We start from the raw sequence: 24,804 nt of genomic DNA on the forward strand, positions 1-24,804 counted from the left end.
ATGGCACTGGATCTGAATGGACCCGCAGAGATCGTCCAGGACAAGTACGAGCGCAGCATGGCGATGGCTGACGCCGCCTCCAAGGAAGTTGCGTCTTTCACGGACGATCTGAGGAACAGCCTCTACAAGCCTTCGCAGATCGACGTTCGGTGGCAGACGCTGCCTGCGCCGAACTTGCCGCCCATCCCGGATATGCCAGCGCTGCCCGATGCGACGCTTGTGGAGCCCGCCGACATGCCCGGGCCGCTGTCGGCGCAGATACGGGACGTGCCCATCGACGGGTTCGATGTGGTGCCGCCCACACTCAACTTCGGGCAGGCCCCTGTCTTGACCATCGGCCAGGCGCCGACACTGCCTCAGTTGCGGGACGTAGCCGTGCCTGATGCGCCGGATGTGGTGCTGCCTGGTGCGCCGGAATTCCTGCAGTTGCAGACGCACACGTTTGCAGGTGTGAATCTGCATGAGGACTGGCTTGCCAAGCTGGACGACATCCCCACGCTGTCCGTGCTGCAGCCCACGCCGTTCCAGTACCAGTCGGGAGCCAAGTACGCATCACAGCTGCTGGACAATCTGAAGGCCAGCCTCAATGCACGTCTGCAGGGCGGCACCGGCATCCTCCCTGCGGTCGAGCAGCAGATCTGGGATCGTGCGCGCGATCGCGAAACGGCGCTGGCGCTGGCGCGCGAGCAGGAGGTGTTGCGCGGCGCCGAAGCTCTGGGCTTTCCGCTGCCCAGTGGCGCGCTGGCGGGCCAACTGGCGGACGCGCGCCGCGAGTTCCACGATAAGCTGTCGGGCCTGTCGCGGGATGTGGCCATCAAGCAGGCCGAGATGGAGCAGCAGAACGTCATGGACGCCATCACCCAGGCCCTGCAGTTGGAGACTACGCTGCTGGACGACGCCTACAAGCTGGAGATGCTGGCGTTCGAGACCGCCAAGATCACGGCAGACAATGCCCTGGCCGCCTTCAATGCGGCGGTCGAGCACTACAAGGCGCTGCTGGCAGGGTACCAAGCCTATGCTGCCGCCTATGACACGGTGATCCGGGCCGAGCTCAACAAGGTCGAGGTCTACAAGGCCATGCTGGCGGCCGAGCAGACCAAGGCCGACATCAACAAGTCCCTGGTGGATCGCTACCGCGCCGAGATCGACGGGCGCATGGCGGTGGTCGAGATCTACAAGGCCCGCGTGGGCGCGGCCCAGACCCTTGTCGAGCTCGAGCGCGCACGCATCCAGGCTGGGGGCGAAGAGGTCAAGGCTTTCGTGGCCACGGTCAATGCACAGACAGCACTGGTTGACATCTACAAGACCCAGGTGGGAGCTGAGACTGCGAAGGTGGACGCTTATCGTGCGCTCACGCAGGCCTATGCATCCAAGGTGGGCGCCCAGGCCGAGCAGGCACGCGTCGAGGTGGCCCGGTACCAGGCCCTGATCTCGGCCAAGGGTCTCGAATGGGACGGGTGGAAAGCTCGCCTGTCCGCCGCCACGGCCCGTGCCGAAAGCGCGGCCCGGCAGTCCGCAATCCTTGTCGACGGCTACCGCATCGGCGCAACTGCCGCTGAGGCTCAGGCGGCATCGTATGCGCGTCGATGGGAGTCCGAGATCAAGCAATACGAAGCCGGGATGAACATCACGTACCAGGTTGCCAGAACCAACAATGATGCCGTCACCCATGCCAACGATGCGCGCATGGAGGCTGCGAAGGTGGGCCTCACTGCAAAGGCCCAGCAACTGGCCAGCGCCTTGTCGATGGTGACAGCTCAGGCCCAGATTGATGGCCGCGTCAGCTGGACCTACAGCGGTCAGATCTGATACTCCCCCGGCTAGGGTTCGCCTGTGGGCGCCCTGGCCGGGACACTGCGAGGCATGACCAAGCCGGCCGAGCTCAAATTCACGATCTACCAAGGCGCCACGTTCCGGCGGCGCCTGCGCTGGCTCAACCCTAACAAGACCCCCATCGACCTGACGGGCTGCACGGCTCGCATGCAGGTGCGCGAGGAGGTGGAGTCCACGGCCGCGCTGCTGGAGCTGACCACCGAGAACGGGCGCATTGCCCTGGGTGGTACTGCCGGCACGGTGGATCTGCTGATCGATGCCGGCACCACGGCCGCCATCACCTGGAGCGGTGGGGTTCACGATTTGGAGATCGTCCACCCTGGCGGCGAGGTCACACGCCTGGCCGAAGGCTCCTGCTGCGTGAGCCCGGAGGTCACCCGTGACTGATTTGCTGGTCGTCCAAGAGGTCGAGATCCTGGCTGAAGAGGCCCAGGACTCGGTGCTGGTCGAGCAGGTCGAGGAAACCGAGATCCTGGCCGTGGCGGAGCAGGGGCCCCCTGGCCGTCAAGGTCAGCCTGGTCCGCCCGGCGGCGCCACTACCGTCAAGGTCGGCCCGATGCCCATTAGCGGCCACAGCGTGGTGGTCTGCGACAGCGCTGGCGAACTGGTCGCAGCCGACGCTACCAATCCTGCGCACCGTGGCGCCGTGTTGGGCGTGGTGGCCGATGCCTACAGCCCCGGCGACGACGCTGTGGTGCAGACCGGCTACGTGCTGGAGCACAGCGGCTGGGCGTGGGCGCCTGGCCCGGTGCTGGTCGGGCTTGCCGGCCAACTGACCCAGGCCCCGCCCGCTGGCGCGCTATTCGCTCAGGTCATCGGCCAGGCGCTGTCTTCTACCCGAGTCCTCATCGACATCAACCCACCCATCACCCTTGCATAGGAGGCCACCATGGCTGCAAAGAAAATTCTCCGCTTCGTCGGCAACGCCATCACCGAGGTGTTTGGCGTACAGGCATCCACAGGCGCCGCCAATGCTGGCGATATCGTCTCCCTGGATGATTCCGGGCGCCTGGACATGAGCATGATGCCCGTAGGCATGGGGGCCGATACGGCTGTCATCGCCTCCAGCGAGGCCCTTGCTGCTGGCGACTTCGTGAACATCTGGAACAGCACCGGAGCGAAGGTCCGCAAGGCCGACGCAACAGTGGCCGGCAAGGAGGCCCACGGCTTCGTGCTCGCCGCCGTGACCAGCGGTGCGAACGCCACGGTGTATTTCGAGGGCACCAACACGCAGGTGTCTGGCCAGACGGCAGGCCCCGTGTTCCTGCAGACCACGGCCGGCACGGCTGGCGCCACCGCGCCCAGCGCAGCGGGCAACGTGGTGCAGCGCTTGGGCATCGCTATCAGCGCCACTGCCATCAATTTCGAATCCGGCGTCCCTGTGGTGCTGGCTTGAGCTATGGCTGAACGTCGGCCGCTTGTACTCGTAGCCGGAAGCGTCCGCGAGCTTCCGGCAGGGGACTTATTGCCTGTCCAAACCACCATGCTGCGCACGCCAATCTTCGAGAGCACAACGTACTCGGTGCGCCGCGCCGGGCGACTGACGATCCGCGCCATGGGTGCTGCAGGCTCTGGCGCGCGGCGCACTTCCACTGGAACCGGAACCGGTGGATATAGCGCCTGCTGGGGCATGATCACTTTGGATGTTGCAGTAGGCGATCAAGTGGTCATCAACCTCGGCGCAGGGGGCGTATTTACCAGCACCAATGGTGCGGGCACGGCTGGAGGCGACACGACTGTCACTGTCCACGGGCAGACCTACACATTGCCAGGCGGGCCTGGAGGACTCTATGGCGCGGCAGGTGCTGTGCCATTTGTCCCAGACGGCCCGATACCGATGGGTTGGGATATCAATGTCCAAAGCGTGAAGCCCGGGATTCTTTCCGCCGCCCCGACTGGTGGGGCCGGTGTGGACATTCTCGCCAAAGGAAACAACGCCACAACCTCTGCGTCGTTGAACTCAAGCGGTGGCGGAGGGACCGGAGGGCCATCAGTGAATACGCGAGGTGGCGGGGCGATGCCAAATGGCGCCGATGCGCTGGGGGCGCTTTCTCAATCGAACGGAAGTTTCGTTGACGCATCGGCTGGCGAGTGGGGCATCAGCTTTTACGGCGGCAGTGGGGGCCTTGCCGGCGATGGTGGGAATGGTGGGGGTGGCGCCGGTAGTGCCTCTACGGTGGGCCGAAATGGTGGCAATGGAGGTGGCGGCGGTGCCTCTTCCAACAGCTCCGGCGGGAATGGTGGGATCGGCGGTGGAGGTGGTGCAGGAACCACTTCTGGCGGCTCGGGAGGCAATGCCTATGTGTTCTTGACTCTTTCTTACTAGGGCCAAACATGCCGATCATTGAAATTCTCGAATCTGGGCATGTGGTAAATCGGATCGTGGCTCCAGAAGAGCATGCAGAGCAGTGTTTTCCTGGTGCGTGGCGTTTGGCGGTGGTGCAGCCCGTGCCCGAGTTTGCCGGCGATGCCATTCATGAGGTGCCCCGCTGGGCCGGCCGCTTGGCGCTCAAGCGGCATGTGCTGGAGCAGGGGGCTCTGGTGCTGCTGGCCCCTGACGATGCCCGGCCCGAAGACAACCTGCTGGCGCGCGTGCTGGCGTGGCGGGACGCCTTGCAGCCGGGCGAGATGTTGGACCGTGTGGACGCCGTGCTCAACGACGCCAAGGACTGGCTGCGCGACAGCGAGACCGTGGCTGCGGTTGCTCAGGTCCTGGGCCTGACAGCAGAGCAGGTAGACGCGCTGTTCGTCTGGGCAGCCGCGCAGCGCGCATAGGCTCCCCCGTGTAGGGTTCGCCAGCGCGGCCCGGCCCCGGAATCATCGGGGCCATGAAGAAATACCTCGTATCCCTGCTCGCGCTGATGGGCATCCACCAGCACCTGAGCGCAGAGCAGCGGCAGGACATTGCCGGCGCAATCATGCAGGCCACGCCGGGTGCCGCCGCGACCGGGGTGTTCAAGGTCTGGGGCCTGCCGCTGAGCGACTGGCTCGTCGTGGCCTCCCTGGCCTTCATTGCGCTGCAGGCCGGATATCTGGTCTGGAAGTGGCGCCAGGACTATCAGCGTGCCCAGCAGCGACAGCGCCTCGCGCGCCTAGCTGGGCTGAAGCCGGAGCCCGAAACCGACTGGGGCGCGCCATGAGCACGGCCCGCATGCCAGCCGCAGGCCTGGGCATTGGCGCGGCCATTCTCGCGGCCTGGATTGCCGCAGAAGGCTTCAGCGCAGACCCGATCATCCCGGTTCGCGGCGATGTACCCACCATCGGCCACGGCGCCACGCGCTACGAGGACGGCACGCGCGTGACCCTGGCCGACCCGCCCATCACACGCGAACGGGCGCGCGAGCTGGCCATCAACCTGCTGGAGCAGCAGTACGGCGCCTGCGTGCGTGATTCGCTGGGTGAGACGTGGGTGCACCCGGCCGAGTTCGCCCAGGCCGTGGACTTCGCAGGCCAGTACGGCTGCGGGGCCTGGCGCGGCTCCACGATGCTGGCGCGCACACGAGCTGGCGACTATGCCGGGGCATGCAATGCCTACTTGGCCTACCGCTACATGACCAGCGCCCAGCCGCTGCAGGGCTACAGCGCATACCAGTGGGATGCGGCCGGCCGCCCGAAGCGCTGGCGTTACGACTGCAGCACGCCCGGCAACAAGGTTTGCCGCGGCGTCTGGACCCGTCAACAGGCGCGGCACGCCGCGTGTATGGAGGCCCAGTAATGAACCCGATCCTCTGGGCAATGTGGTGGTACTGGTGGAGGGGCGGGCGGTGACCCCCGCGCTCTACACCCACCTGGGCGCCGCCGCCGTGGCCGCCGCGCTGGCGTGGCAGTTCCAGGGCGCGCGCCTGGGCGCCGAGCTGGCCGAGGCCCGGCTGGAAACCACCACCCAGCAGCTGGCCACCAGCACGGCCCAGCGCGCGGCCGACGCCCGCGTGCGCCAGGCCGAGAAGGCCATCAGCACCAAATACCAAGGAGCCCTCAATGCCGCCCGTGACCGCGAGGCGCTGCTGCGCCGTGATCTTGACCAGCTGCTCTCTGTGGCTGACGGCCTGCGCGAGCAATCCGCAGATGCCGCCCGCCGACTTGCCAACGCTCCCCCTGCTGCCGTCCTTGAGTACGCCACTGCCCTCGGAGTCGTATTTGAAGACTGCCGCGCAGCGTATGGGGACATGGCAGCAAAGGCTGCAGGACACGCAGCTGATGTCCAAACCCTCGGTGCCGCCTGGCCCGTGATCCCATCCCCGAGCCTGCCGGCCGCAGGCACCACCACAGAGAGCGACCAATGACACAACAGCACCGAGACCCATCCCAGCGAGAGCGACTCGAATATGCGCTGGTATCTGGCGCCGCATGCACCATTGCCACCAGCCCAGGAACAGCCATAGACATCGCCCGAGCCATCAAGAGCGTGTTGGACGAATTGCATCCGCAACTCCACGTAGGCCCGGTGGAGCTGCAGCGCTCCACCGCTGACTTGGCTCGCACTGGCATGGATGTCTTGACGGTCAGCCATGCATCCGACTGCGCCGTGCACAACGAGCCCGCCATGCCCGCCGGCTCCTGCGACTGCTCCGTCGAAGCCGAGATCCAGGCCAAGGGCAAGACCGCGGCACGGGTCACCCCGGATGACATCCAGCGGGAGATCGTCGGCGAGCATTACTTCACAGCGGAGCAGGGCGCGCGCCATCCCGACGCACAGAACCCGCTGGACTTCGGTGATATCCCCGGGAACTTGGGCCTGTTGACCTTCTGCGTGCTCCGCCTGCGCAACGGCTTCACTGTGACAGGCGAAAGCGCGTGCGCCAGCCTCGAGAACTTCGACGCCGCCATCGGCCGCCGCATCGCGCGCGAGAACGCAGTGCAGAAGACCTGGCCGCTACTGGGCTTCCGGTTGCGCGACAAGCTTGCGGCTGGCGCCTAAGCCGCAGGCGCCGGGTCAGCCGGCGCTATCGAAACCACCGTGCCGTCGATTGCGACCATTTCGCCTTTCGTCGCGGGGTCAGCTTCGAGCGGCACACCCCACATCAGGCCCGGGTGCTCGCCTTTGTGCATCACCATGTCCAAGTGATATAGCTCCTCGGGCGGCAGGCGGAAGCGCTGGGGGTACTTGTCGCTGCCGTGGGCCTTCCAATGTCCACGGAAGGCGTCCACCACGCGCTTGTGAACTGTGTGCTTGGGATGTGTCGGATCGATCATGGCCGGCATTGTGCCCGCGACCCGAATCAGAATGGCGCAGGCGAGCGGATCACGCTGACAGGCCCGAAGCCGCGGTACACGACATTGCCCTCTGGGTCCAAGACGATGGACCACCATGGAGCCGTGTGCACAACCCGGTAGCACTCCGGGGCCAGTGGGAGGATCTCCTGCCCGCAAACCGCCGTCCAACCTGACGGCCACACCACTGTGGGGTGCAGGCAGTTCAGCGGGTCGTCATCTTCATACATGGTGGTTCGCCAGAATCTGGACCGGCCCCAGGCCGCTGTACACCAGTGCGCCACCGGGACCTCGAACCTCGAACCACCCAGGCTGCGCTTCCACGATCCGATAGGCCTCTGGAGGCGCTGGCAGCGGCTCAATCTCAGGCACGCCGAACCATTCGGGCATGCGGAGCAGGGCGAATTTCTGGGTTGCTTGAGGGGTGATCATCTGGACCTCCTGGAGATCGGGTTTGCATAATAACTGTACATTCATACAGTAAAAATGTCATGTCCCACGAATCAACAGGGTTGCCCGACCTGCCGGGACGGTACAAGCGCGACGGCTGCTCCCCTGGCAGCCTGCGGGAGCGCGAGGGGCATCTGGACGCAGGCTGGCCGGTGACAATGCTGCGCCTCCGCTTTTGCGGTGTCTACATGCCGGTCCACACGCTCCGCAGAGTGCACCGAGTGACCGGCCTGCTGCTTACGACAAATGAATGTGGCGACGACAGAGTGCACATCATCGATCCTGGTGGCTCAGGCAATGAGCTCACGCGCGGCATGATCCGCGTCGAGATGCTCAAGGCCCGCACTGATGGCTCAATGCTGCTGCAGGGCGTGGAATGGGACGAGGGGGAGCTGAGGCAGTGGCCGCAGACATGGCTGTGCTGTCCGGACGCCGCTGGCATTGACCCGGCATTGCAGCTGATGCAGAGCTGGCTCAATCGGCAGTACGCTGCGGCCAAGGCCCAGATCGAGCGGCCCGTGAAGAGGTGGCCCTATGTGTAATCGCTACACCCCGCCGGAAGAAATCGAGATCGAGCGCGCGTTTGCGCTGGGGCGACAGGCGCCGAACAGGTGGTGGAAGCCGCACGTCACGCCGCTGGCCCTGGGGCCGTACATCAAGCCCGGCGGCGTGCTTGAGGTCGGGCAGTGGGGCATGATCCCTCGCAGCTCGAAGACTCGCCGCCCAATGACCAGCGATGGCAAGCCCATGTCCACGAACAACGCGCGGCGCGAGACGTTGGCCAAGTCCTGGACGTTTGCGCCGGCATGGCGCGCCGGTCAGCGATGCCTCATCCCCGTGACGTCGTGGGTGGAGCCGTATTGGGGCCTAGGATCGCGCAATGTGTGGTGGTCGTTCAGGCGCGCGGATGGCACGGCGGCGGCCCTGGCCGGCCTGTATTCGGAGTGGGTGGAACCGGCGACTGGCGAGGTCGTGCCGAACTACACGATGATCACCCAGCCCGCAGACGCGCATCCGGTGCTGTCGCTCATGCACAGGCCCGGCAAGGAAAAGCGCGGGGTCGTGATGCTGGAGCCCGGCGACTGGGATGCATGGCTGCACGGCACGGCCGCGCAGGCGGAAGCGCTGATCAAGCTGCCGCCGCTGGGTGTGCTGCGCAGTGGAGCAGAGAAGCCCGAGGAAGAGGCGTTGCTGCCGGCCGAGCAGCTGCAGGCCCTGAAACTCGATGGTTGATCAGCGGCCGCGACGCTGTGCACGCCAGTCCCAGGGCGCGACTGGCTCAGGATCGGACCACAACCCCACGCGCTTGGCCTTGGCCTCTGTCTCCGCGAATTCGTACTGCCCGCGCTCCTGCGGGCTCTGCTCGCTGGAGTAGTAGCGATACCACCAGGCCATGCCCTGAGTGACCAATGCCAGTCCAGCGTCGAGCGTGCGTGGGCCATTTGGCGCCGATGCCGGCGCGACCCAGACGCTGCAGACGTGGCGCTGGTAGCGGTCGATCTTGTTGCAGCGCAGCTCGGCCTGTTTGTTGTATGCCAAGTCGCTGAGAGCCTGTTTCGCACGGGCGCCATACGGCTGCCGGCTCTCCGGGGCATCGATGGCGCCCAGGCGGACCTTGACCTGTTTGTATGGATGCTCTGTGCTTTCGGTCGGGCACCGAGCGGTGAGGGTGTCGCCATCGCTGATGCCGACGACAAGGCAAAGGAGGGTGGCTGCGAGCATGCCGCAGTTTAGCCAACCCCAAAACGCAAAAAGCCCCCTCGGCTGCCATCACGGCGCCGAGGGGGCTTTGTCGTTTCTGGTGTCTGATGGTGTCGGTCGAATTTTTAGGATTCGCACGGAAATCGCACGGATCAGATCGGTACCAGCATGGATAAAGGACTGGACGGCGGTTCAATTCCCGCCAGCTCCACCATCCAAGACACCGCCACACACTGAAGACCTCAGTGTGTGGCGGTTTTTTCTTGCCTGTTCGTTGCCTCGCGCCTGCCTCAGTGGCTGTTCATGTCGGGCATGGGCTGCTGGGACAGTTCCTGGATCAGCGTCAGGCGGAAATGTGCCAGGGCCTTGGCTCCATGCTGTATATGGTTCAGGTCTGCCACTCCGCCGATGCCCGACACCAGCAGTTCGGGCTTGGTCGACAAAATGACTTCTATGAAGTGGTCGGCCAGTTCTGCAGCCAACAGCGTGTCCGAGTTCTGTTTGCTCATGTGTGCTTCCTCCTGGTGATGGAAGCACATGGTATGGCATCGCGCCTGAATATGGCTGGCGATCAGATGGCGAGGCTTGCGCGGTCCTTGCCTTCTATCCACTTGGGCGGCTTTCCGCGGCCTGTCCAGGTTGCGCCGGTTTCGGGGTTGCGGAATTTGGGTTCGCCCACGCTGCGCTGTCCGGTCTTGCGAGGTTTGATCCTGGCGGAGGGGAAGACATCCTCTTTCGTCAGGCCATATTGCTGCACCATGGCCTTTGCTTCAGTGATCGCATCCGTTCTTGCGTGCTTGATCAGAGCGTCGATCTTTTTCTCAAGATCGGCTTTTTGTTGCAGCAGGGCCCTGTAGTCGGATGTCATGGCGATGATGATTTTCAGTGGGAGATGCGCGTGTATATCACGGGAATGAATTTTTTGTAAGTTATGAGTAAGAAAAAGAGTGTGGGAGTGTGCGGACGCACGAAAAGCCACCAGCGACATGGCGCGTTCAAGACGGGTGACGAGGATGGTTGTGGCGACGAGGCGCGCCCAAGAAAAAGGCCAGCGGCTTGCGCTGGCCTGGGAAGAAAGAGCCGGTGCCTTTTTGAAGGCTTCCTGGGGGAATGAGAGGGAGGGAGGAGGAAATGCCCCAGGGCCGGCAATGAAACGATTCAGAAACTGGGTGCAATGATGCATGCCGTGTGGGGAGTGGCAGATGGGTGAGCGGCCAGTCTGCGCGTAGGACGCGGGAGCATCCGCCGAGTCACAGGCTGGTCATGTCCATGCGCGATAAACCGAAAGTTGCGCAACCACGGGGGGATGCGCATTATTTTTTTATTGCACATCCATGTCCATTGCCCGCACGCTGATTCCGTTTGTGTTCAACCCGGCCAATCCGATGAGTCCGCCGCTGCAGCGCCATCGTTGGCGTCTGTATGGTGCAGGCCTGCTTCTTTCGGCCTCCGCCGGCGTATGGGCGCAGGTTCCTTTCACTGGCACCTATGCGCAGAATTTCGACACCCTGGCCGCGTCCGGGACGGGGCTGGCCTGGGCCAATGACAGCACCCTGCCGGGCTGGTTTCTCTTTAACAGGAGCCTGGCGGCCATCACTGCATATGCGGCAGGCAATGGCGCGTCCAATGCCGGCAGCTTCTACAGCCTGGGGCTGGATGCGGACCGTGCATTGGGTGGCGTGGCATCGGGTGGAGCTTACTTTGGCAGCCCCTCCCAGGGTGCCGTGGCCGGCTGGATTGCACTGGCGATGCGCAATGACACGGGCGGCGCGGTGGATGGGATCAGCCTGCGATTCAGTGGCGAGCAATGGCGCAATGGCGGCAACACCTCCGAGCAGCCCATGGAGCTGGAGTACGGCATGGGCGCGACCTTTGCCGATGTGCCTGAATGGCTGCCTGCCGGTGCGAATTTCAATTGGAAATCGCCGATCGCTACCGGTACTGCCGCCCCGGTGGATGGCAATGTGGCCGGACGGGTGAATGATGTGGGCGGCGATCTGCGCGGTCTGGGCTGGGCGCCAGGGGCCACGTTGTGGCTGCGTTGGGTCGAACTCAATGATGTGGGCAACGATCACGGCCTGGCCGTTGACGATGTCTCCATCGCCCTGGCACTGCCCGATACCACGCCACCCACTGTGCAGGCCACCATTCCTGCTGCGGCGGCAACCGGGGTGGCGCTGAATCCCGAAATCAAGCTGAGCTTTGATGAGGCGGTGAAACCCGGTAGCGGCAGCTTCGAACTGCGCCAGGGCAGCACCGTGGTGGCAATGCTGCAGGCTGGCGATGCGGCGAAGGTGAAATTCAGTGGCTCGACCATCACGCTCAACGCCGGTGTGCGGCTGGCGGTCAATACGTCCTACAGCCTGGTTCCCGTGGGCGAGCCGGTGTTGGATACCTCGGGCAATGTGTGGACCGGCACGGCGCTGGGCTTCACGACGGGGGATGAGCCGCCCATCACCAGAATTTCTGCACTCCAGGGTTCCGGCGACCAGTCTCCCCTGGTGGGGCAGAAGGTGACAGTGAGCGCCGTGGTAACGGCCTATATGCCAGGGTTGAGTGGCTTCTTCGTGCAGGAGGAGGAGGCGGATTCCGATGGCGATGCTGCCACCTCGGAGGGCGTCTTCGTCTATTACGGCAATGCGAATCCCGGGGTGGATGAGGGCACTGTAGGCAAGCTGGTGCAGGTCTCCGCCTCGGTGAGCGAGTTTCGCAACCAGACCCAGCTCAGCGCCGTCACGGACTTCGTGGTCCGTGGCGCGGCCGCCTTGCCGGAGCCCGTGCGCGTCACGCTGCCTGTCAGCGACATGGGGCAGTGGGAGCGTCTGGAGGGGATGCGTGTGGAGGTCGCGTCCGCCACTGCGGGCGGCAAGCTGGTGGTGAGCGACAACCGCACGCTGGGCCGCTACGGCAATGTCACGCTGTCTGCCGACGCGCCGCTGGCGCAGTACACCGAACTCAATGCGCCCAGCGTGACGGGCTATGCCGCCTATGTGCAGACATTGCAGCGCAGCCAGATCATTCTGGATGATCGCTCGGGCGCACAGAATCCCGCCTCTGTGCCGGGCCGCGGCGGACAGTCTCTGTCGGCCTCCAACACGCTGCGTGCCGGCGATGGCGTGGACCGTGTCATCGGCGTGCTCGATCAGTTCTCGGATGCAGCTGCCAGCGAGCCGTATCTGACCAGCTACCGCGTACAGCCCACGCAGACGCCGCAGTTCTCGGGGGCGGCGCGTCCCTCGGCTGCTCAGTTGCAGCAGGCTGTGGGGGCGGCATCGCTCAAGATTGCCTCGGCCAACGTGCTCAATTTCTTCAACCTGACGGGCGCCACCAGCGGCTCTTCCCAGGTGATGTTCAGCACGCCCCTGGGCAATCAGCAGGGCATTCGTGGTGCCAACAGCATTGCCGAGCTGGACAGGCAGCGCGCCAAGATCGTGGCCAATCTGCTGGGGCTGGGCGCCGATGTGTATGGCCTGATGGAGGTGCAGAACAACGGCTTTGGCCCGGGCAGCGCCATCCAGGATCTGGCCGACGCCTTGAACGCGAGTGCGGACAAGCCTGCCGGCGCCGTATATGCAGTGGTCAAGGCGCCTTTCAGCGAGGCTTCAGGTACGGTGGCGGGTGCTGGCACGGATGCGATCACCGTGGCCATCCTCTATCGCAGCGATCGTGTCACGCCGGTGGGCAGCGCAGCGGCACCCAGCGTCACCACCTACGACGCCTTCAACCCAGGCGTAGGCGGAGCACGCGTACCGATTGCACAGACTTTTGCGGTAGGCGGCAGCACGGAGCAGTTCACGCTGGTGGTGAATCACTTCAAATCCAAGGGCAGTGTGCTCAGTAGCCCGGGCAATGCAGACGCGCTTGACGGCCAGGGCGCCAACAACGCCGCGCGTGTGAAGACGTCCGAGCAACTGAGCAGTTGGCTGGCAACCCGGCCCACAGGCACGACCAGCCCGCATGTGGTGCTGGTCGGGGATTTCAATGCGTACTCGAAGGAGGACCCCATCAAGGCGCTGGAGGATGGCGGCTACGCCAAGGTGTCTCAGGGCCTGTCCTATGCGTTCGATGGAATGTGGGGCTCGCTGGACCATGTGCTGGTAAGTGCCAGCCTGCAGCCGAGCGTGGGGCGCGCGGTCAAGTGGGCCATCAATGCCGAGGAGCCTGAAGTCCTGGACTACAACCTCGAGTTCAAGTCGCTGGACCAGCAGGCCGGCTTCTATGCGCCGACGGCCTATCGTTCCAGCGACCACAATCCGATTTTGCTGGGTCTGAATTTCGGTGGGCAGGCACCATCGCTCAGTGGCTTGCCCGCCAATGCGCAATCCGTGGTGGTTGGCCAGGCGGCCGATCTGGCCGATGTGCAGGTGGCAGATGCCGACAGCCCTGTCGTGACGCTGTCCATTGTTGCCAGCAACGGGCAGGTGCTTGGACTGGAGGACGCCGATGCCGCGCAGCCGGGCATACAGTTGCGCGGCAGCCCCGCTCAGGTGTCGGAGCAATTTCGCTCCGCCGTCTATCTGGCATCGGTGGCCGGTTCGGCCAGCTTGCAACTGAGCGTGAGCGATGGGGTCCATGCGCCTGTGACTGCCAGCTATCCGTTGCTGGCGGCTGCTGCAGGTCCTGTGGACCAGGCCAACCGCTTCAACATCACCGGGTCGGGCCAGATGGCGGTATCGGGCGAAGTCGCCGGCGGCGGTATCAACTGCCGCCTGGCCGAGCCGCCTCAGGTCATGGCGGCGCCTGGCACACCGCGTCCGGGGGCTGTGGTGCCCCACGGACTGCTGAAGCTGAATACCGATGGCTGTGATGCGGGTGCGCTCGTGACTGTCAAGCTGACCTATCCCAGTGATCTGCCCAGCGGTGCCGAGTACTGGAAGTGGGGGCGCACAAGCGACAACGCCACGCAGCACTGGTATCGGATACCGGCAACGCTGCAGGGGCGCGTCGTCTCCTTCGTGCTGCGCGATGGTGGCCTGGGTGATGACGATCTGGTGGCCAACGGCCGGGTGGAAGATCCCTCTGCACTGGTTGTGCCTGCTGCGGCGGTCGGCGGCGGCACGCCAGCGGCGATTCCTTCACTGAGCGAATGGGCTGTGGCTCTGCTGAGTCTGATGATGGGCGGGCTGGCCATCCGTTTGCGCCGTCGCGGTTCCTGATCCGGCAACGGGAAAGGCCCGGCTTGCGCTTGGCGCGGGCCGGGCCTGTTGCATTGCGCGAAGGAAATCTGCAGTCAGGGCATTGCCTGGATGCGATGGAGTTCAGAGAAATTTGGCGTGCAGTTGCAGGCCGGTGCGCGATGGATGCGCGATGGCAGTGTTGAGGCGAAGAAAAAGCGCCTGCTGTGGACGCTGCCTCAATGCAACTGATGCATTGAATATCCAGAAATGATCGTGCTTTAAAAAAAGAGCCTGGCTAACCGGCATACCGCTGGCTGGCAAAAACGACTGCAGGCTGAACTGGCCTGACGAGTCGCCCCACGATGAAACTGAACTGCTGCAACACCATGAATGCTGCGGCATGGGTTGAATCATATACGCAAACAAGAATCATTCTCAAATAAACCTGTGCTTTTCTCTGGAATTGAGAAAAAACTTGCCTTTGTGCCCGTTTCGGTTGTTGCCAGGGCGCCTGAGCGATCGTCGTCAAGAAAAAACGCCCCGGCTGCGGAGGCGGCCGGGGCGCTGAATGGAGCGTTCCATGCGATCAATCCAGGAAGGACACATGCTAAGAGTTTGAAATGAGAGCGCTGGCGTCTGGCGCCTCCGGTCCTTCCTGGTTGTCAAGTGTAAATTGAAACAAGGTGCTTGACGGAGCTAACTCGGGTGAAGTTGCATGCAACTGAGTCGTAAATCCTGTTTTTCACACGCCATCGTGAGACCAGCCATGCAGTGGGAATGCAAAAAGCCCGCTTGAAAGCGGGCTTTTTGCGGGTGATGTGGACGATGGCTCTTACGCGACCATCGTTTTACGGCAGAACGTCTCTGCGGCTGTCACCGTTGTTTTTTTCGTCGTAGTGCACGACGCGCCGGCGTGAGATACAGCATTGTCTGCGCAGACAACCGCGAGATTGTAGCATGACCGCAATTTCAGCTGGATCGAGAACATGCATTGCCACCAAAGGATGAAACCATGAACGAAATGACGCAAAGGCTCGAGGGCCTCCTGGCGTCCGGCAAGGACTCGGCTTTGATGCGCTGCACGTTGGGCAAGGCGTATCTTGATGGCGATGCGCCTGCTGTGGCGCACTCGCACCTGCAGCGCGCCACTGAACTCGATCCCGGCTATTCGGTGGCATGGAAGCTTCTGGGCCGGGCATTGCTGGCGCTGGACGATGCTTCGGGGGCTCGGCAGGCGTGGAGCACGGGGTTGGCCTGTGCGCAGGAAAAGGGAGATGCCCAGGTCGTCAAGGAGATTGGTGTGTTCCTCAAGCGGCTGGACAGGCAGCAGTCCGCCTGAGTGCGGCAAGCGCGGGGTCACGGCTGCAAAAGGGCCGCTCTGGCCAGCGCGTCGGCCTCGGTGTTGCGGTGACGAGGAATCCAGCGCAGTTGCACATGCTCGAACTCGGCCAGCATGGCGCGGGCCTGATCGAAAAGGTCGGCCAGCCGCACGATGGGCCTGGTGGGGCGGGGCGATGGCGCCAACTGCTCTACCAGGACGCTGCTGTCCGTGAAGATGGCCAGCCGGCGAGCCTGCAGGCCTAGCAGGGTCTGCAGCACAGCCATCAAGGCCCGCAGCTCGGCTTCGTTGTTGCAGCCTTGGTCGGGGCAGACCTGGGACAGAAGCTGCCGTGTTCCGTCGGGCGCCGTGATGACGGCTCCCAAGGCCATGCGACCCGGGTTGGGCAGTGCGCTTGCATCAATGTATGCAGTCCACAGGTCAGTGTCGGTCGGAGAAGGGCCAGAGTGGTTTCGGCGGGATGAAGGCTGTTCCAGAGGCATGTCTGCATCATGCGGCAGCAGTGGGAATCTGACCGCATTCCTCATCGGATTGGACGGGACAATGCAGGATTGCAAATCACCGAAACCGAAGAAGGCTGCGAATGATCAGGATTCTGGGAAAGTCATCGTCCATCAATGTGCGCAAGGTGCTGTGGCTTTGCGTGGAGCTGGGAGTCTCGTTCGAACAGGAAGAGTGGGGTTCGGGCCATCGGTCAACGCAGGAGCCGGGATTTCTTGCACTCAACCCGAATGCCATGGTTCCCGTGCTGCTTGATGGGGCGCTGGTGCTGTGGGAGTCCAACACCATTTGCCGCTATCTTGCCGCGCGCCAGGCTCGGCATGACCTGCTGCCTGCAGCACCCGCAGAGCGCGCACGCGTCGAGCAATGGATGGACTGGCAGGCGACCGAACTGAACAACTCATGGCGCTATGCCTTCATGGGATTGGTGAGAAACAGTCCCGAGCATCAGGATCCTGCGCTGCTGGCCAGCAGCATGGCGAACTGGCATCGCCACATGCGCATGCTGGAGGAGCAACTGTCGCGCACAGGCGCCTTTGCTGCAGGCGCGCAACTCACCCTTGCCGACATCGTGCTTGGCCTGTCTGCCCACCGCTGGCTGTCTGCCCCGATGGAGCGCCCTGACTTGCCCGCAGTCCGGGCGTACTATGAGCGGCTTTGCGAGCGCCCAGGCTTTCGCACGCATGGTGCCAACGGCATGCCTTGATGGCCGCCTGGTGCCCTCTGCGCTATAAAGCCCGCCGGAATGTCCTGCGGGCTTTATCTTTTAGGGAAGGTCAGGGGGCAACCCGCACCAGCACCATATCGGCCTTCGGGCCTGCTCCACGGGTCAGGACCGGGTGGACGGTGTCATTGGTGAAGATGAGCTGGTTGCCCTGGGTGATGCGTGAGGTCACCGTATATTGCGCCGCAGGATTGAGACGATTGGGCTCCACGGGCAGCTTGTAGCTGAACGGGGGCTTGAGGCCTTCAAGCCGCACGGATTGCTGAGATATCACGGGGGCGGCGGCATCGGCGCGAGAGGTGTCCTGCAGCTCCACAACCAGCACGGCATCGGACGGGAGCGGCATGGGCTCTCTCAGATCGACCGTGCCCATGACGGCGGTGACCGGCGCGTTGGGCGAGGGCTGGGACTGGGCACATGCGCCCAAAAGTGCGGCGGCCATCACGATGGCGAGAGAGGTGCGGCGCTGGAGGATGTTGGGATTCATGGGAATTCCTTCTTGATTGGAAAGGTCCCAGTCTGGCTTGGCGCATTCTGGAGGGCTGTAGGAACGGGTTCCACAGAGGCTGCTGCCATTTCCCAAAGTCGCATACGCCGATCTGCGGTCGGGTTGCCAGCCAGGGCGACGGGCGTGTGAAAGCTCAGGTCGCGCCGGCGCATGAAGGACGCTGCCAGACAGTCCACAGGGTTTCGGAGGGGGCTGCATCGTTCGAGGCCTGCGCCATGCCAAGAGCGATGGGTCAAGTGTCCCGATCTATTTGCGTTGCTTCTCATCAATCCGCCACTCCTGTTTGGGCGGTGAATCGTTCTTGCTTTTGCCATCGCTCGCCGCAGGGGAGAGCACCGTTTCTTTTGACGTGCCGGGGCAACTATCTCCACATTCCACATCGCGGCAGCCGAGGGCAAGTCATTGCAGCCCGAGGGGCTGACTCCTTGGCGCGAAGAGGTGTGCGCAAGTGTGCAGAGGTGCGGCAGCGATCGATCTGGGCAGCCGCCGCGTCGGCCACGGAGCCTCGCTCCACGGCTGTGGGGTGCCAAGCGGAAGGGCTTCTCTGTCCCAGCACACGGCGGTGGAAAGCTTGTGCTTTGGGGTGCGGAGCATTTTTTGAATAGAATGCGTTTTTGCTAGCATGCATCCAAAGAAAAAGCCATGACATCTGATTACAAGACTCTCCTTCAGCAAAAGGCCGAGATCGAGGCTCGCATTGCAGAGGTCCTCAAAGCCGAAAAAGGCGGTGCCATCGCCAAGGTCCGTGAACTGGTCCAGCAGTTCCAGTTGACCCAGGAAGACGTGTTTGCTACCGGTAAGCGCAAGTCTCCTGCTGGCACAGGTGTGGCCAAGTACCGTGATCCGTCTACTGGCGCAACATGGACCGGCCGGGGCAAGCCTCCCGGCTGGATCAAGGACGCAGCGGACCGAACCGCTTTCGAGATCTGATCAAGGGCCCGCAGTTGCGGGCCTTTTCTTTTGTGGGTCCCCGTGTGGTTTTGATCGGCCGGCAGCTGTCCGGGAAAGGGCGACTGAGCGCTGTCTTGCCCGAAGGCCTCCCAGTCCGAGCTGGACATGTGGAAGAGCGCGGTAAAGGTATCTCTCGCGGACCATGCCGCTGGCGCTGGCAGTGCGTCCACCGCGTATTACTGCGCAGCATCTGCTCCCATGGGGGCCTGCAGGCCAGGCCTCCAAGGAAATCCTGTACGTTCTGCCTGGCTTTCACTGCATATCCTTCGCAGGCGTAGCCGGACTTATCAAGGTCTCCAGCATGGGCAAGGATGGACAAGGCTCTTGCATTCCAGCTTCCGAAATGGTCAGGGTTGTGCTTATCTCATCTGGCAGAGCTTTCGACCCATCATTGAATTTCAAATGGCTGCCTTGTCTCTTGTATCTGGCGGTGATTTCCCATGCCTTTCGAGGCAGCTTGACTCCATGCAGGCAAAAAAGGGCCCTGGGGGCCCTTTTTCTGTCCTGGCCAGCCCATTTATTGCTGAGCCTGCTCTTCCGGAGTAATGGGCCCATGCTCAACCATTCCTAACCCTTGTGAGCCTTTGAAATCATGTGGTTGGCGAATGCGAGCAGCAGCGCCGAATCAGCAGTTGCGCGCACGCTGGTGCGAAAGGAAAAAGCGCAGCATCTCGGCGCTGGCGTCGATTCCTCCCGGCGCGGTGTAGCTGCCCGCTGCGCTGCCGCCGGACCAGGCGTGGCCTGCGCCATGCAGTTGCCAGTGCTCGATGGCGGTACTGCCATCGGCTGCGATATAGGCAGAGCGGGTGAACCGTTGGCGGTTTGGCGCATGGCCCTGGCTGACGCGAGGTGCGCTTGTGGGGCTTTGCGCGCTGCGTGCAGCATGCACGACGGCCGCGCCGTTGTCGTGATGTACCGTGGTGTCCGCGTCACCATGAAACACGATCACTGGACACACGCTGGGGCCGCTGGCCGAGCCAGATGCTGCGCCTCCTCGCATCGCCTCGAGGGCTGAGGGCAGATTGGACGCGGCACCGGCGGCCAGGCCCGAATGCACGCCCACGGCGGCGAACAGCTCGGGATAGGTGCGTCCCAATATGTCCGCCATTGCACCTCCGGCCGAAAGTCCGGCGACATAGACCCGCGATGCGTCCGCGCCATGGTCGGCCATCACCTGGCGCGTGAGGCCTGCCAGCAGTGCGGGCTCGCCCCGGCCCCGTTGCTGGTGCTGGGCCTTGAACCAGTTCCAGCACTTTTGCGAGTTTGCATGCTGTGTTTGTTCGGGATAGAGCACCAGTACGCCAGCGCTGCGCGCCTGGTCATTCATGCGCGTGCCGGCGGCGAAGTCTTGCGGCCCTTGGGTGCAGCCGTGCAGCATGAGGATGAGCGGGCGCGGTCCCGCTTCGAGGGCACTGCCTGGCGGCACGTACAGACGATAGGCCAGTTGCCGGCCTCCGTGAGAGTAGCTGCCGAGCAGCCATTGCTCGTCGCTGGACGTGCCTGCCTGCGATGTGCCCGCAGGCACGGCGAGTTCGGGAGCATCGTCGATGAAGCGGGCTTCGGCATCGACGATCCAGCCTGCATCCCGATGACTGGTTGCGGCTGGCTTGTCGTGGGGTGTGGGCGCACTTTGGCCTCGCAGCGTGCGCTGAATCAGCTCGGTGGCTTCCAGCAGATGGCCGGTGCGCGTCAGGCGTGTCGCCTCGCCCAGCATGTCTTGAAAAAGCTGTTTCATGGAATGGTTCTCAGGTAATGCGGCCGGCCAGAGCGGCACGAACGGCGGGGCTGGCCTGGAGCGCTCCCAGCACCGTGATGGATTCGATGGTTTCGGCGGCAAGCTGCGCAGACACGTCCTGCGCGATGCTGGCCAGGCCCAACACGCGGATCTGCAGCTTTTCCCCGGCAGCCTGCACCCGCATGAGATCGGCCTGGGAGAAATGCTGCATCCCCAGGACCAGCATCTTGCGGGCGACGACCTGTTGCACCGCGTCCGCATGGCTGCGCAGGTGATTGCGTATCGCTGTGCGGATGAAATCGCTGCGGTTGGCGTAGAAGCCTTCGGCGACCAGCAGGTCGATCTGGCCCAGGTCTACATAGCCCAGATTGATGGTGAGCTTCTCGGATTCGCTCACGCGAGGGTTGGAGGTGGTTGTGTTTGCGGCCATGGAACATCCTTATGCCATCCATATGGATGGTTTAGGGATGGTTTCAAGGCCTGGCGTTGCAATTTGACGCGGCACGTCGTGGGGTATCCGGCGGACGGCGCTGCAGCGTGTGAGTTGCAATCATTGCCCTGTCACGTCTGAGCCGTAAGGTGGAGGAGCCGGGCACGGCGTCCGGCGTTCCTTGGTCATGCGACAGGAGGCTTCATGCCAGACTTGCAGGCAGGCTTGCCGAGCGGCACAAGCGTTTGGTGCCAGCCCGGCGAGCGGTTCAATACCTGGAGTCATCTGGCAGCCCTGCTCGTGGGCGTGGTGGCCAGTGTGGGCCTCATCTGCGAAACGGTGGCCGGCGGCGATGCGCGCAAGATTGCGGGCTCTGTGGTGTTTGGCCTCTCTCTGGCGGCGCTGTTCGGTGCCTCGGCCCTCTTTCATGGCTGCACCGGGGCACGCAAGCGTTTTTGGCAGCGCGTCGACCACGCCTGCATTTACCTGCTGATTGCCGGCAGCCACACGCCCTTTGCCTTGATGGCGCCCTCTGGCTTGTGGGCTTGGTCCTTGCTTGCCGGTGTATGGGCGCTCGCATTGCAGGGCGCGATACGTGCACTTGGTTTCGATTCGCCGCCGCGCCTGTCCCTGTACATCAGCCTTGGCTGGCTCAGCTTGGGGGGCGCGGTGCCGATGGCCTTGCGCCACGGTGCGCAGACCCTGGCCTGGCTGCTCGCGGGCGGACTGCTCTATTCGGCAGGAACGGTGTTCTACCGAAGCCTTTCGAGCATGCGCCATTCGCATGGCATCTGGCACCTGTTCGTGGTTGCCGGCAGCGCCTGCCATACCGTCGCGGTGGTCGGTTTGCTGGCCTGAAGCGAGGGCTCGTGCTGGCGGCGCTGCGTTAGACGCTTTGGATTCTGTTAGAGAAAAGCCCCTGGCTCTTTCGAACCAGGGGCTTGAATCATTTGGTCGGAGCGGCGGGATTCGAACTCGCGACCCTCTGCTCCCAAAGCAGCCGGTCGAATTATTGAAATCAACGGCTTGCACCGTTTTCTTCTAACGCGCGCATCTGCAAAAGGTGCTGTCCGCCATAGTCAGCGCAGAGGCACGTTAGAAGAAATTCAGCGAGTCGCATCCACCTTCAACGCGCGTTTGTGGCGCACATAGTCGGCGGTCTGGGCCTGGGTGGAATGGGCGCCCATGCGCTGCGCCTCCATGATCCCGCGTCCACGGTCTACATCGGTCAGGGCCTTGCCGCGAAGGTCATGGAAATGGCAGTCCTTAACCCCTGCCCGCCTCACCGCCCGTTTCCAGGCTGTGGACGCGCCCGAGTAGGTGTAGGGCTGGCCCTGCAGCGTGCAGAACACGAAAGCGGGGCTCTGGTTGGGCAGGGCCCGCAGGCGGTCCACCACATCGCGCAGGCGCTGCGTCCATGCGATCAGGACCTGGGCGCCAGTCGAGCCCTCGGTTTTGGCCGGCTGGAACGCGATGCCCTGCTTGCCCACATCGCTCCACCGCAGGGACAGAAGGTCGCCAATGCGCTGCCCGGTCAGGTAGGCCATGTCGATCAGCGCGCAGATCGTGTGGCCGGAGCGCGTGCGCTTGCCGTCGTCCCCATACATCACGGCCACCTTGATGCGGCGCACCTCGGAATCCGTGATGTATCGGGTACGCGCCTTCACGGACATGGTCTTGAGGCTGTCCACCGGGTTCGTGCCTGGCGGCCGGTAGCCTTTCTCTTCGGCGAACCGCATCAGCTCTCGCAGCATGGAGCGGTAGGCGTTATAGGTGCGCGGCTTGTCGCTGAAGTGTTTCAGGAACTCCACGATGGCCGGCGCGGTGACCTCCTGCGCGCGAAACTCCTGGAACGATTCGGAGATGGTGCGCGTTTGGTAGGCATCGTTAGCCTGCGTTTTCACGCTGTGTCGGCTGCCGACCTCCGCGAGCCAGTCTGCGATCAGTGCGGCCATGCTGTCCCGGGCCTGGTCTGCCTGCTCCATATCGGCCAGGGCGCGGTACAGAGCAGGCAGGCCGTCACGGATGGTGGACAGGCGCGTCCAGATCCGCTTTTTACCTTCGGCGCGGACATGCCAATAGGCTCCGCCCTTTTCATAGACACGCTTGGGCAGGTCGCTGCGGCGCTTGCTCATGCTGGCCTCCGCATCTGAGGTGGCCGCACGCGCGGCACGGTGGACGGCGCTGGGCCAGCGCATACGGCCAGGTAGTGGTCGCGCTCCAGCAGCACCTTGCCCGTGCGATCGCTGATGCGGGCGCGGAAGAACCCGCGCTTGTGTAGCGCCTTGAGCTGCATGGAGGGCCATTGGTAGTGGGTGAGCTCCCTGATTTCGTCTTCAGAGAGGGTCAGGCTGATGCTCATGGTGGGCACCTTTCTGGAAATAGAGCGGCCCGCGTATGGCGGGCCGGGGTTGTAGGTGGATTCGTTTGGTCAAGCTGCGCGGCGCAGCTGCCAGGCCGTGGACTCGGGCGAGTTGAGCGAGACGATTTGCTGCATGGGCACGGGGCTCACGGAGTTGCCGACCATGCGCACCTGGGCGGTCTTCGTCAGGGGTTTGCCAGAGGCCGTTCGGTCGATCACGTAGCTCGGGGGGAAGTCCTGGGCGTTGTAGAGCTCACGCGGCACAAGCATTCGCAGCGTGATGTCCACGATCACCCAGGGCTCGCCCTTGAGCCAGACCGTTACGAACGCCAGGCGGTCGCGCGTGGTGATGGTGGTCATCGGGTCACGCAGGTCGGCCCACTGGCCGCCACTTGCGTGGTAGCGCATCAGGAAGGCGGCGCAGCGCAAGGCGCCGGCCTCCTGCTCGGGCGACAAGTGGTACTGGATCAGGGCATGGTGCTCGGCCCCGGCCGTGAGGGTGGGCACTGGCTCGCGCATGTCACGGCCCACGCTGTTCCTGCGCAGCGTGCACAGGTGCGCGGCGATCAGTTGCTGCTGGCTGCCGCTGGTGGTCACGGTCGATACAGGGTCGCGCAGGTCGCGGGCCGGCGTGCTGTTGAACCCGCCGTTGGCCTGGACCATGAACGCGGATGCCAGGCTCTGCCCGCCGCCGCTGGCCGTCACGGTGCCCAGCGGCCCCCGGATGTCGTTGGCGCCGTGGCTCCAGCGTTTGCCGCCGTCCTTGCCCTCGCCGTGCCCGGCCTGCACCAAGTAGGCCAAGCTGATGGCGTGCTTGATGCCGCCGGCCACGGCCGTGCCGAGGGGGTGGGACAGATCCAGCACGCGCGGCGCCTGGCCCTTGGCTTCGCCGTAGCCCATCTGGATCAGGGTGGGCGACACCAGGGCGCGGCAGCCACCTTTTTCCGTGGCGATCGTGCTCATGGGCCTGTCGAGCATTTCGATCTTCCCGCCGTGGGCCATGTTCACGATGAATGGCTGGGGGCTGTTCAGCACGAATTTTGTCCAGGCCATGCGCTATCCGCCGCATGGTGGCCGGCGCCAGTTCCTTATTGCGCCCGAAGATGCTCTGCCCGGGGATGCTCCAGTCGATGCACTCGGCTGTCTGGCGGAATGGCTTTTGGCCCGCCTTCGGATTCTTCCAATGCGTCTGCGCTGGCCACACGATAGGCAGGCCGTCGCGGCGGGCGATCAGGTACAGCCGTGTGCGGGTGCTGCGAGAGCCCAGGGTGGCGTTGCAGATCACCCGCCATTCGACCTTGTAGCCCAGGTCGCGCAGGGCCTGGATGAAGTGGCGCCAGTTGCGGCCCTTGTGCTTGGGGTCAGGCACCAGGAACTGATTGCCGCGTGGCACCACCTCGCCAGGGTCGGCTACGCGGAAGGTGGCTTTGCCCGTGGCGGGGTCCGTGATGCGGTCCAGTGTGATGACGCGGCCCGTGGCTGGATCGCGCTTCGCAATCAGCGGGGACCACTGCATCATCTGCTCGACGTTCTCCAGCGTGATGACATCGGGCTTGGTCTTGCCGGCCCAGCGGATGACGATCCAAGCGAGGGAGCGGATTTCCGCGCTGCGCGGTTGGCCGCCCAGGGCCTGGCTGTGGTGCGTGCAGTCCGGGGATGCGTGCAGCAGGCCCACCAGCTCACCCTTGGTCACGGCCAGTGGATCCACCTCGCGGATGTCGGCGCGGTAGTGCTTGGTCTGCGGGTGGTTGACCTCGTGCATGCCGATGGCGTCAGCATCGTGGTTGATGGCGGCATCGACCGGCCGGCCGATGGCCTGCTCAATGCCGGTCGATGCGCCACCGCCACCGGCAACCAGGTCGATCACTAGCTTGGCCGCGAGGGGCAGGAGAAATTGAGGGGTAAGCATGCGGCTCCTTGAAATTTGGGCCAAAAAAAGCCC

The 24,804-nt window shown here is 63.9% G+C and carries 28 protein-coding genes and 1 pseudogene; 16 read left to right on the top strand and 13 right to left on the bottom strand.

Annotated features, from left to right (window positions below; translation table 11 throughout):
- The 9 genes from ACF8O7_RS27390 (at nt 1) to ACF8O7_RS27430 (ending at nt 6,751) form a co-directional block, all read left to right on the top strand.
- Entirely contained in the window at nt 1-1,809 is a 1,809-nt protein-coding gene (locus tag ACF8O7_RS27390; RefSeq protein WP_392444971.1) for a hypothetical protein, read from the top strand.
- Nucleotides 1,810-1,863: 54 nt separating this feature from the next.
- Complete coding sequence (locus tag ACF8O7_RS27395) at nt 1,864-2,220, top strand: hypothetical protein (protein WP_392444974.1); 357 nt, start codon at nt 1,864-1,866, stop codon at nt 2,218-2,220.
- A complete protein-coding gene (locus tag ACF8O7_RS27400; RefSeq protein WP_392444975.1) occupies nt 2,213-2,713 on the top strand; it encodes a hypothetical protein in 501 nt (166 codons plus the stop codon). Before ACF8O7_RS27395 ends, ACF8O7_RS27400 begins: the two co-directional genes overlap by 8 nt.
- A gap of 9 nt (nt 2,714-2,722) precedes the next feature.
- Nucleotides 2,723-3,229: a hypothetical protein gene (locus ACF8O7_RS27405; RefSeq protein WP_392444978.1), complete on the top strand. Its 507-nt coding sequence runs from the start codon at nt 2,723-2,725 to the stop codon at nt 3,227-3,229.
- Between the two features lie 1,052 nt (nt 3,230-4,281).
- On the top strand, nt 4,282-4,608 hold the full coding sequence (locus ACF8O7_RS27410) for a hypothetical protein (RefSeq protein WP_392444981.1): 327 nt from the start codon (nt 4,282-4,284) through the stop codon (nt 4,606-4,608).
- Nucleotides 4,609-4,661: 53 nt separating this feature from the next.
- Nucleotides 4,662-4,973, top strand: a complete 312-nt coding sequence (locus ACF8O7_RS27415; protein ID WP_013802597.1) for a hypothetical protein — start codon at nt 4,662-4,664, stop codon at nt 4,971-4,973.
- Nucleotides 4,970-5,548 carry a glycoside hydrolase family protein gene (locus tag ACF8O7_RS27420; RefSeq protein WP_392444984.1) on the top strand — a complete coding sequence of 193 codons (579 nt, stop codon included), beginning with the start codon at nt 4,970-4,972 and terminating at the stop codon, nt 5,546-5,548. The genes ACF8O7_RS27415 and ACF8O7_RS27420 overlap by 4 nt, the downstream gene beginning before the upstream one ends.
- A 49-nt stretch (nt 5,549-5,597) precedes the next feature.
- Nucleotides 5,598-6,116 carry a hypothetical protein gene (locus ACF8O7_RS27425; RefSeq protein WP_392444987.1) on the top strand — a complete coding sequence of 173 codons (519 nt, stop codon included), beginning with the start codon at nt 5,598-5,600 and terminating at the stop codon, nt 6,114-6,116.
- Nucleotides 6,113-6,751 (top strand): Gp49 family protein, encoded by a 639-nt coding sequence (locus tag ACF8O7_RS27430; RefSeq protein ID WP_392444990.1) that lies wholly within the window; start codon nt 6,113-6,115, stop codon nt 6,749-6,751. The genes ACF8O7_RS27425 and ACF8O7_RS27430 overlap by 4 nt, the downstream gene beginning before the upstream one ends.
- On the opposite strand, the gene ACF8O7_RS27435 is transcribed toward ACF8O7_RS27430, so the two are convergent.
- Nucleotides 6,748-7,026, bottom strand: a complete 279-nt coding sequence (locus ACF8O7_RS27435; RefSeq protein WP_392444993.1) for a hypothetical protein — start codon at nt 7,024-7,026, stop codon at nt 6,748-6,750. The genes ACF8O7_RS27430 and ACF8O7_RS27435 overlap by 4 nt on opposite strands.
- A gap of 240 nt (nt 7,027-7,266) precedes the next feature.
- Nucleotides 7,267-7,476: a hypothetical protein gene (locus ACF8O7_RS27440; RefSeq protein ID WP_392444996.1), complete on the bottom strand. Its 210-nt coding sequence runs from the start codon at nt 7,474-7,476 to the stop codon at nt 7,267-7,269.
- A 59-nt stretch (nt 7,477-7,535) separates the two neighbouring features.
- On the opposite strand from ACF8O7_RS27440, the gene ACF8O7_RS27445 reads away from it, so the two are divergent.
- Together ACF8O7_RS27445 and ACF8O7_RS27450 are read left to right on the top strand one after the other, a co-directional pair.
- Nucleotides 7,536-8,036, top strand: a complete 501-nt coding sequence (locus ACF8O7_RS27445; RefSeq protein WP_017404337.1) for a hypothetical protein — start codon at nt 7,536-7,538, stop codon at nt 8,034-8,036.
- On the top strand, nt 8,029-8,727 hold the full coding sequence (locus ACF8O7_RS27450) for an SOS response-associated peptidase (protein ID WP_392445000.1): 699 nt from the start codon (nt 8,029-8,031) through the stop codon (nt 8,725-8,727). Before ACF8O7_RS27445 ends, ACF8O7_RS27450 begins: the two co-directional genes overlap by 8 nt.
- On the opposite strand, the gene ACF8O7_RS27455 is transcribed toward ACF8O7_RS27450, so the two are convergent.
- The 3 genes from ACF8O7_RS27455 to ACF8O7_RS27465 all read right to left on the bottom strand — a co-directional run bounded on the left by ACF8O7_RS27455 (nt 8,728) and on the right by ACF8O7_RS27465 (nt 10,063).
- Complete coding sequence (locus ACF8O7_RS27455; RefSeq protein WP_392445002.1) at nt 8,728-9,216, bottom strand: thermonuclease family protein; 489 nt, start codon at nt 9,214-9,216, stop codon at nt 8,728-8,730.
- Between the two features lie 269 nt (nt 9,217-9,485).
- Nucleotides 9,486-9,704: a hypothetical protein gene (locus ACF8O7_RS27460; protein ID WP_016453327.1), complete on the bottom strand. Its 219-nt coding sequence runs from the start codon at nt 9,702-9,704 to the stop codon at nt 9,486-9,488.
- A 62-nt stretch (nt 9,705-9,766) separates the two neighbouring features.
- A complete protein-coding gene (locus ACF8O7_RS27465) occupies nt 9,767-10,063 on the bottom strand; it encodes an H-NS histone family protein (RefSeq protein WP_016449506.1) in 297 nt (98 codons plus the stop codon).
- Nucleotides 10,064-10,529: 466 nt separating this feature from the next.
- Here ACF8O7_RS27465 and ACF8O7_RS27470 point away from each other — a divergent pair, with 466 nt between their 5' ends.
- Complete coding sequence (locus ACF8O7_RS27470; RefSeq protein WP_126312023.1) at nt 10,530-14,351, top strand: ExeM/NucH family extracellular endonuclease; 3,822 nt, start codon at nt 10,530-10,532, stop codon at nt 14,349-14,351.
- A gap of 102 nt (nt 14,352-14,453) precedes the next feature.
- On the opposite strand, the gene ACF8O7_RS27475 is transcribed toward ACF8O7_RS27470, so the two are convergent.
- Nucleotides 14,454-14,714 carry a hypothetical protein gene (locus ACF8O7_RS27475; protein WP_126312024.1) on the bottom strand — a complete coding sequence of 87 codons (261 nt, stop codon included), beginning with the start codon at nt 14,712-14,714 and terminating at the stop codon, nt 14,454-14,456.
- Nucleotides 14,715-15,324: 610 nt separating this feature from the next.
- On the opposite strand from ACF8O7_RS27475, the gene ACF8O7_RS27480 reads away from it, so the two are divergent.
- Entirely contained in the window at nt 15,325-15,651 is a 327-nt protein-coding gene (locus ACF8O7_RS27480) for a lipopolysaccharide assembly protein LapB (protein WP_016453324.1), read from the top strand.
- A gap of 17 nt (nt 15,652-15,668) precedes the next feature.
- On the opposite strand, the gene ACF8O7_RS27485 is transcribed toward ACF8O7_RS27480, so the two are convergent.
- Nucleotides 15,669-16,133 carry a ribonuclease HI family protein gene (locus ACF8O7_RS27485; RefSeq protein ID WP_074931549.1) on the bottom strand — a complete coding sequence of 155 codons (465 nt, stop codon included), beginning with the start codon at nt 16,131-16,133 and terminating at the stop codon, nt 15,669-15,671.
- 101 nt (nt 16,134-16,234) lie between these two features.
- Here ACF8O7_RS27485 and ACF8O7_RS27490 point away from each other — a divergent pair, with 101 nt between their 5' ends.
- Nucleotides 16,235-16,858: a glutathione S-transferase family protein gene (locus ACF8O7_RS27490; protein WP_016453322.1), complete on the top strand. Its 624-nt coding sequence runs from the start codon at nt 16,235-16,237 to the stop codon at nt 16,856-16,858.
- 70 nt (nt 16,859-16,928) lie between these two features.
- On the opposite strand, the gene ACF8O7_RS27495 is transcribed toward ACF8O7_RS27490, so the two are convergent.
- On the bottom strand, nt 16,929-17,363 hold the full coding sequence (locus ACF8O7_RS27495) for a YbaY family lipoprotein (RefSeq protein ID WP_016449501.1): 435 nt from the start codon (nt 17,361-17,363) through the stop codon (nt 16,929-16,931).
- Between the two features lie 663 nt (nt 17,364-18,026).
- On the opposite strand from ACF8O7_RS27495, the gene ACF8O7_RS27500 reads away from it, so the two are divergent.
- Nucleotides 18,027-18,314, top strand: a complete 288-nt coding sequence (locus ACF8O7_RS27500) for an H-NS histone family protein (RefSeq protein ID WP_016449500.1) — start codon at nt 18,027-18,029, stop codon at nt 18,312-18,314.
- Nucleotides 18,315-18,960: 646 nt separating this feature from the next.
- On the opposite strand, the gene ACF8O7_RS27505 is transcribed toward ACF8O7_RS27500, so the two are convergent.
- Together ACF8O7_RS27505 and ACF8O7_RS27510 are read right to left on the bottom strand one after the other, a co-directional pair.
- The gene (locus tag ACF8O7_RS27505) at nt 18,961-20,070 is read right to left on the bottom strand and encodes a PHB depolymerase family esterase (protein ID WP_126312025.1); all 1,110 of its coding nucleotides are present in this window, start codon (nt 20,068-20,070) and stop codon (nt 18,961-18,963) included.
- Between the two features lie 10 nt (nt 20,071-20,080).
- The gene (locus tag ACF8O7_RS27510; protein ID WP_126312026.1) at nt 20,081-20,500 is read right to left on the bottom strand and encodes a CopG family transcriptional regulator; all 420 of its coding nucleotides are present in this window, start codon (nt 20,498-20,500) and stop codon (nt 20,081-20,083) included.
- 204 nt (nt 20,501-20,704) lie between these two features.
- Here ACF8O7_RS27510 and ACF8O7_RS27515 point away from each other — a divergent pair, with 204 nt between their 5' ends.
- Nucleotides 20,705-21,358, top strand: a complete 654-nt coding sequence (locus tag ACF8O7_RS27515; protein ID WP_052151651.1) for a hemolysin III family protein — start codon at nt 20,705-20,707, stop codon at nt 21,356-21,358.
- Between the two features lie 248 nt (nt 21,359-21,606).
- Here ACF8O7_RS27515 and ACF8O7_RS27520 read toward each other — a convergent pair whose 3' ends face one another.
- The 3 genes and pseudogenes from ACF8O7_RS27520 to ACF8O7_RS27530 form a co-directional block, all read right to left on the bottom strand.
- Nucleotides 21,607-22,635, bottom strand: a complete 1,029-nt coding sequence (locus ACF8O7_RS27520) for a tyrosine-type recombinase/integrase (RefSeq protein ID WP_392445007.1) — start codon at nt 22,633-22,635, stop codon at nt 21,607-21,609.
- Nucleotides 22,632-22,862 (bottom strand): hypothetical protein, encoded by a 231-nt coding sequence (locus ACF8O7_RS27525; protein ID WP_392445010.1) that lies wholly within the window; start codon nt 22,860-22,862, stop codon nt 22,632-22,634. The genes ACF8O7_RS27520 and ACF8O7_RS27525 overlap by 4 nt, the downstream gene beginning before the upstream one ends.
- Before the next feature lie 69 nt (nt 22,863-22,931).
- A pseudogene (locus ACF8O7_RS27530) lies at nt 22,932-24,771 on the bottom strand (DNA cytosine methyltransferase).
- Between the last annotated feature and the right edge of the window lie 33 nt (nt 24,772-24,804).

The sequence above is a fragment of the Delftia sp. WSY_16 genome (assembly GCF_043104415.1).
GTDB classification, from domain to species: domain Bacteria; phylum Pseudomonadota; class Gammaproteobacteria; order Burkholderiales; family Burkholderiaceae_C; genus Comamonas; species Comamonas tsuruhatensis.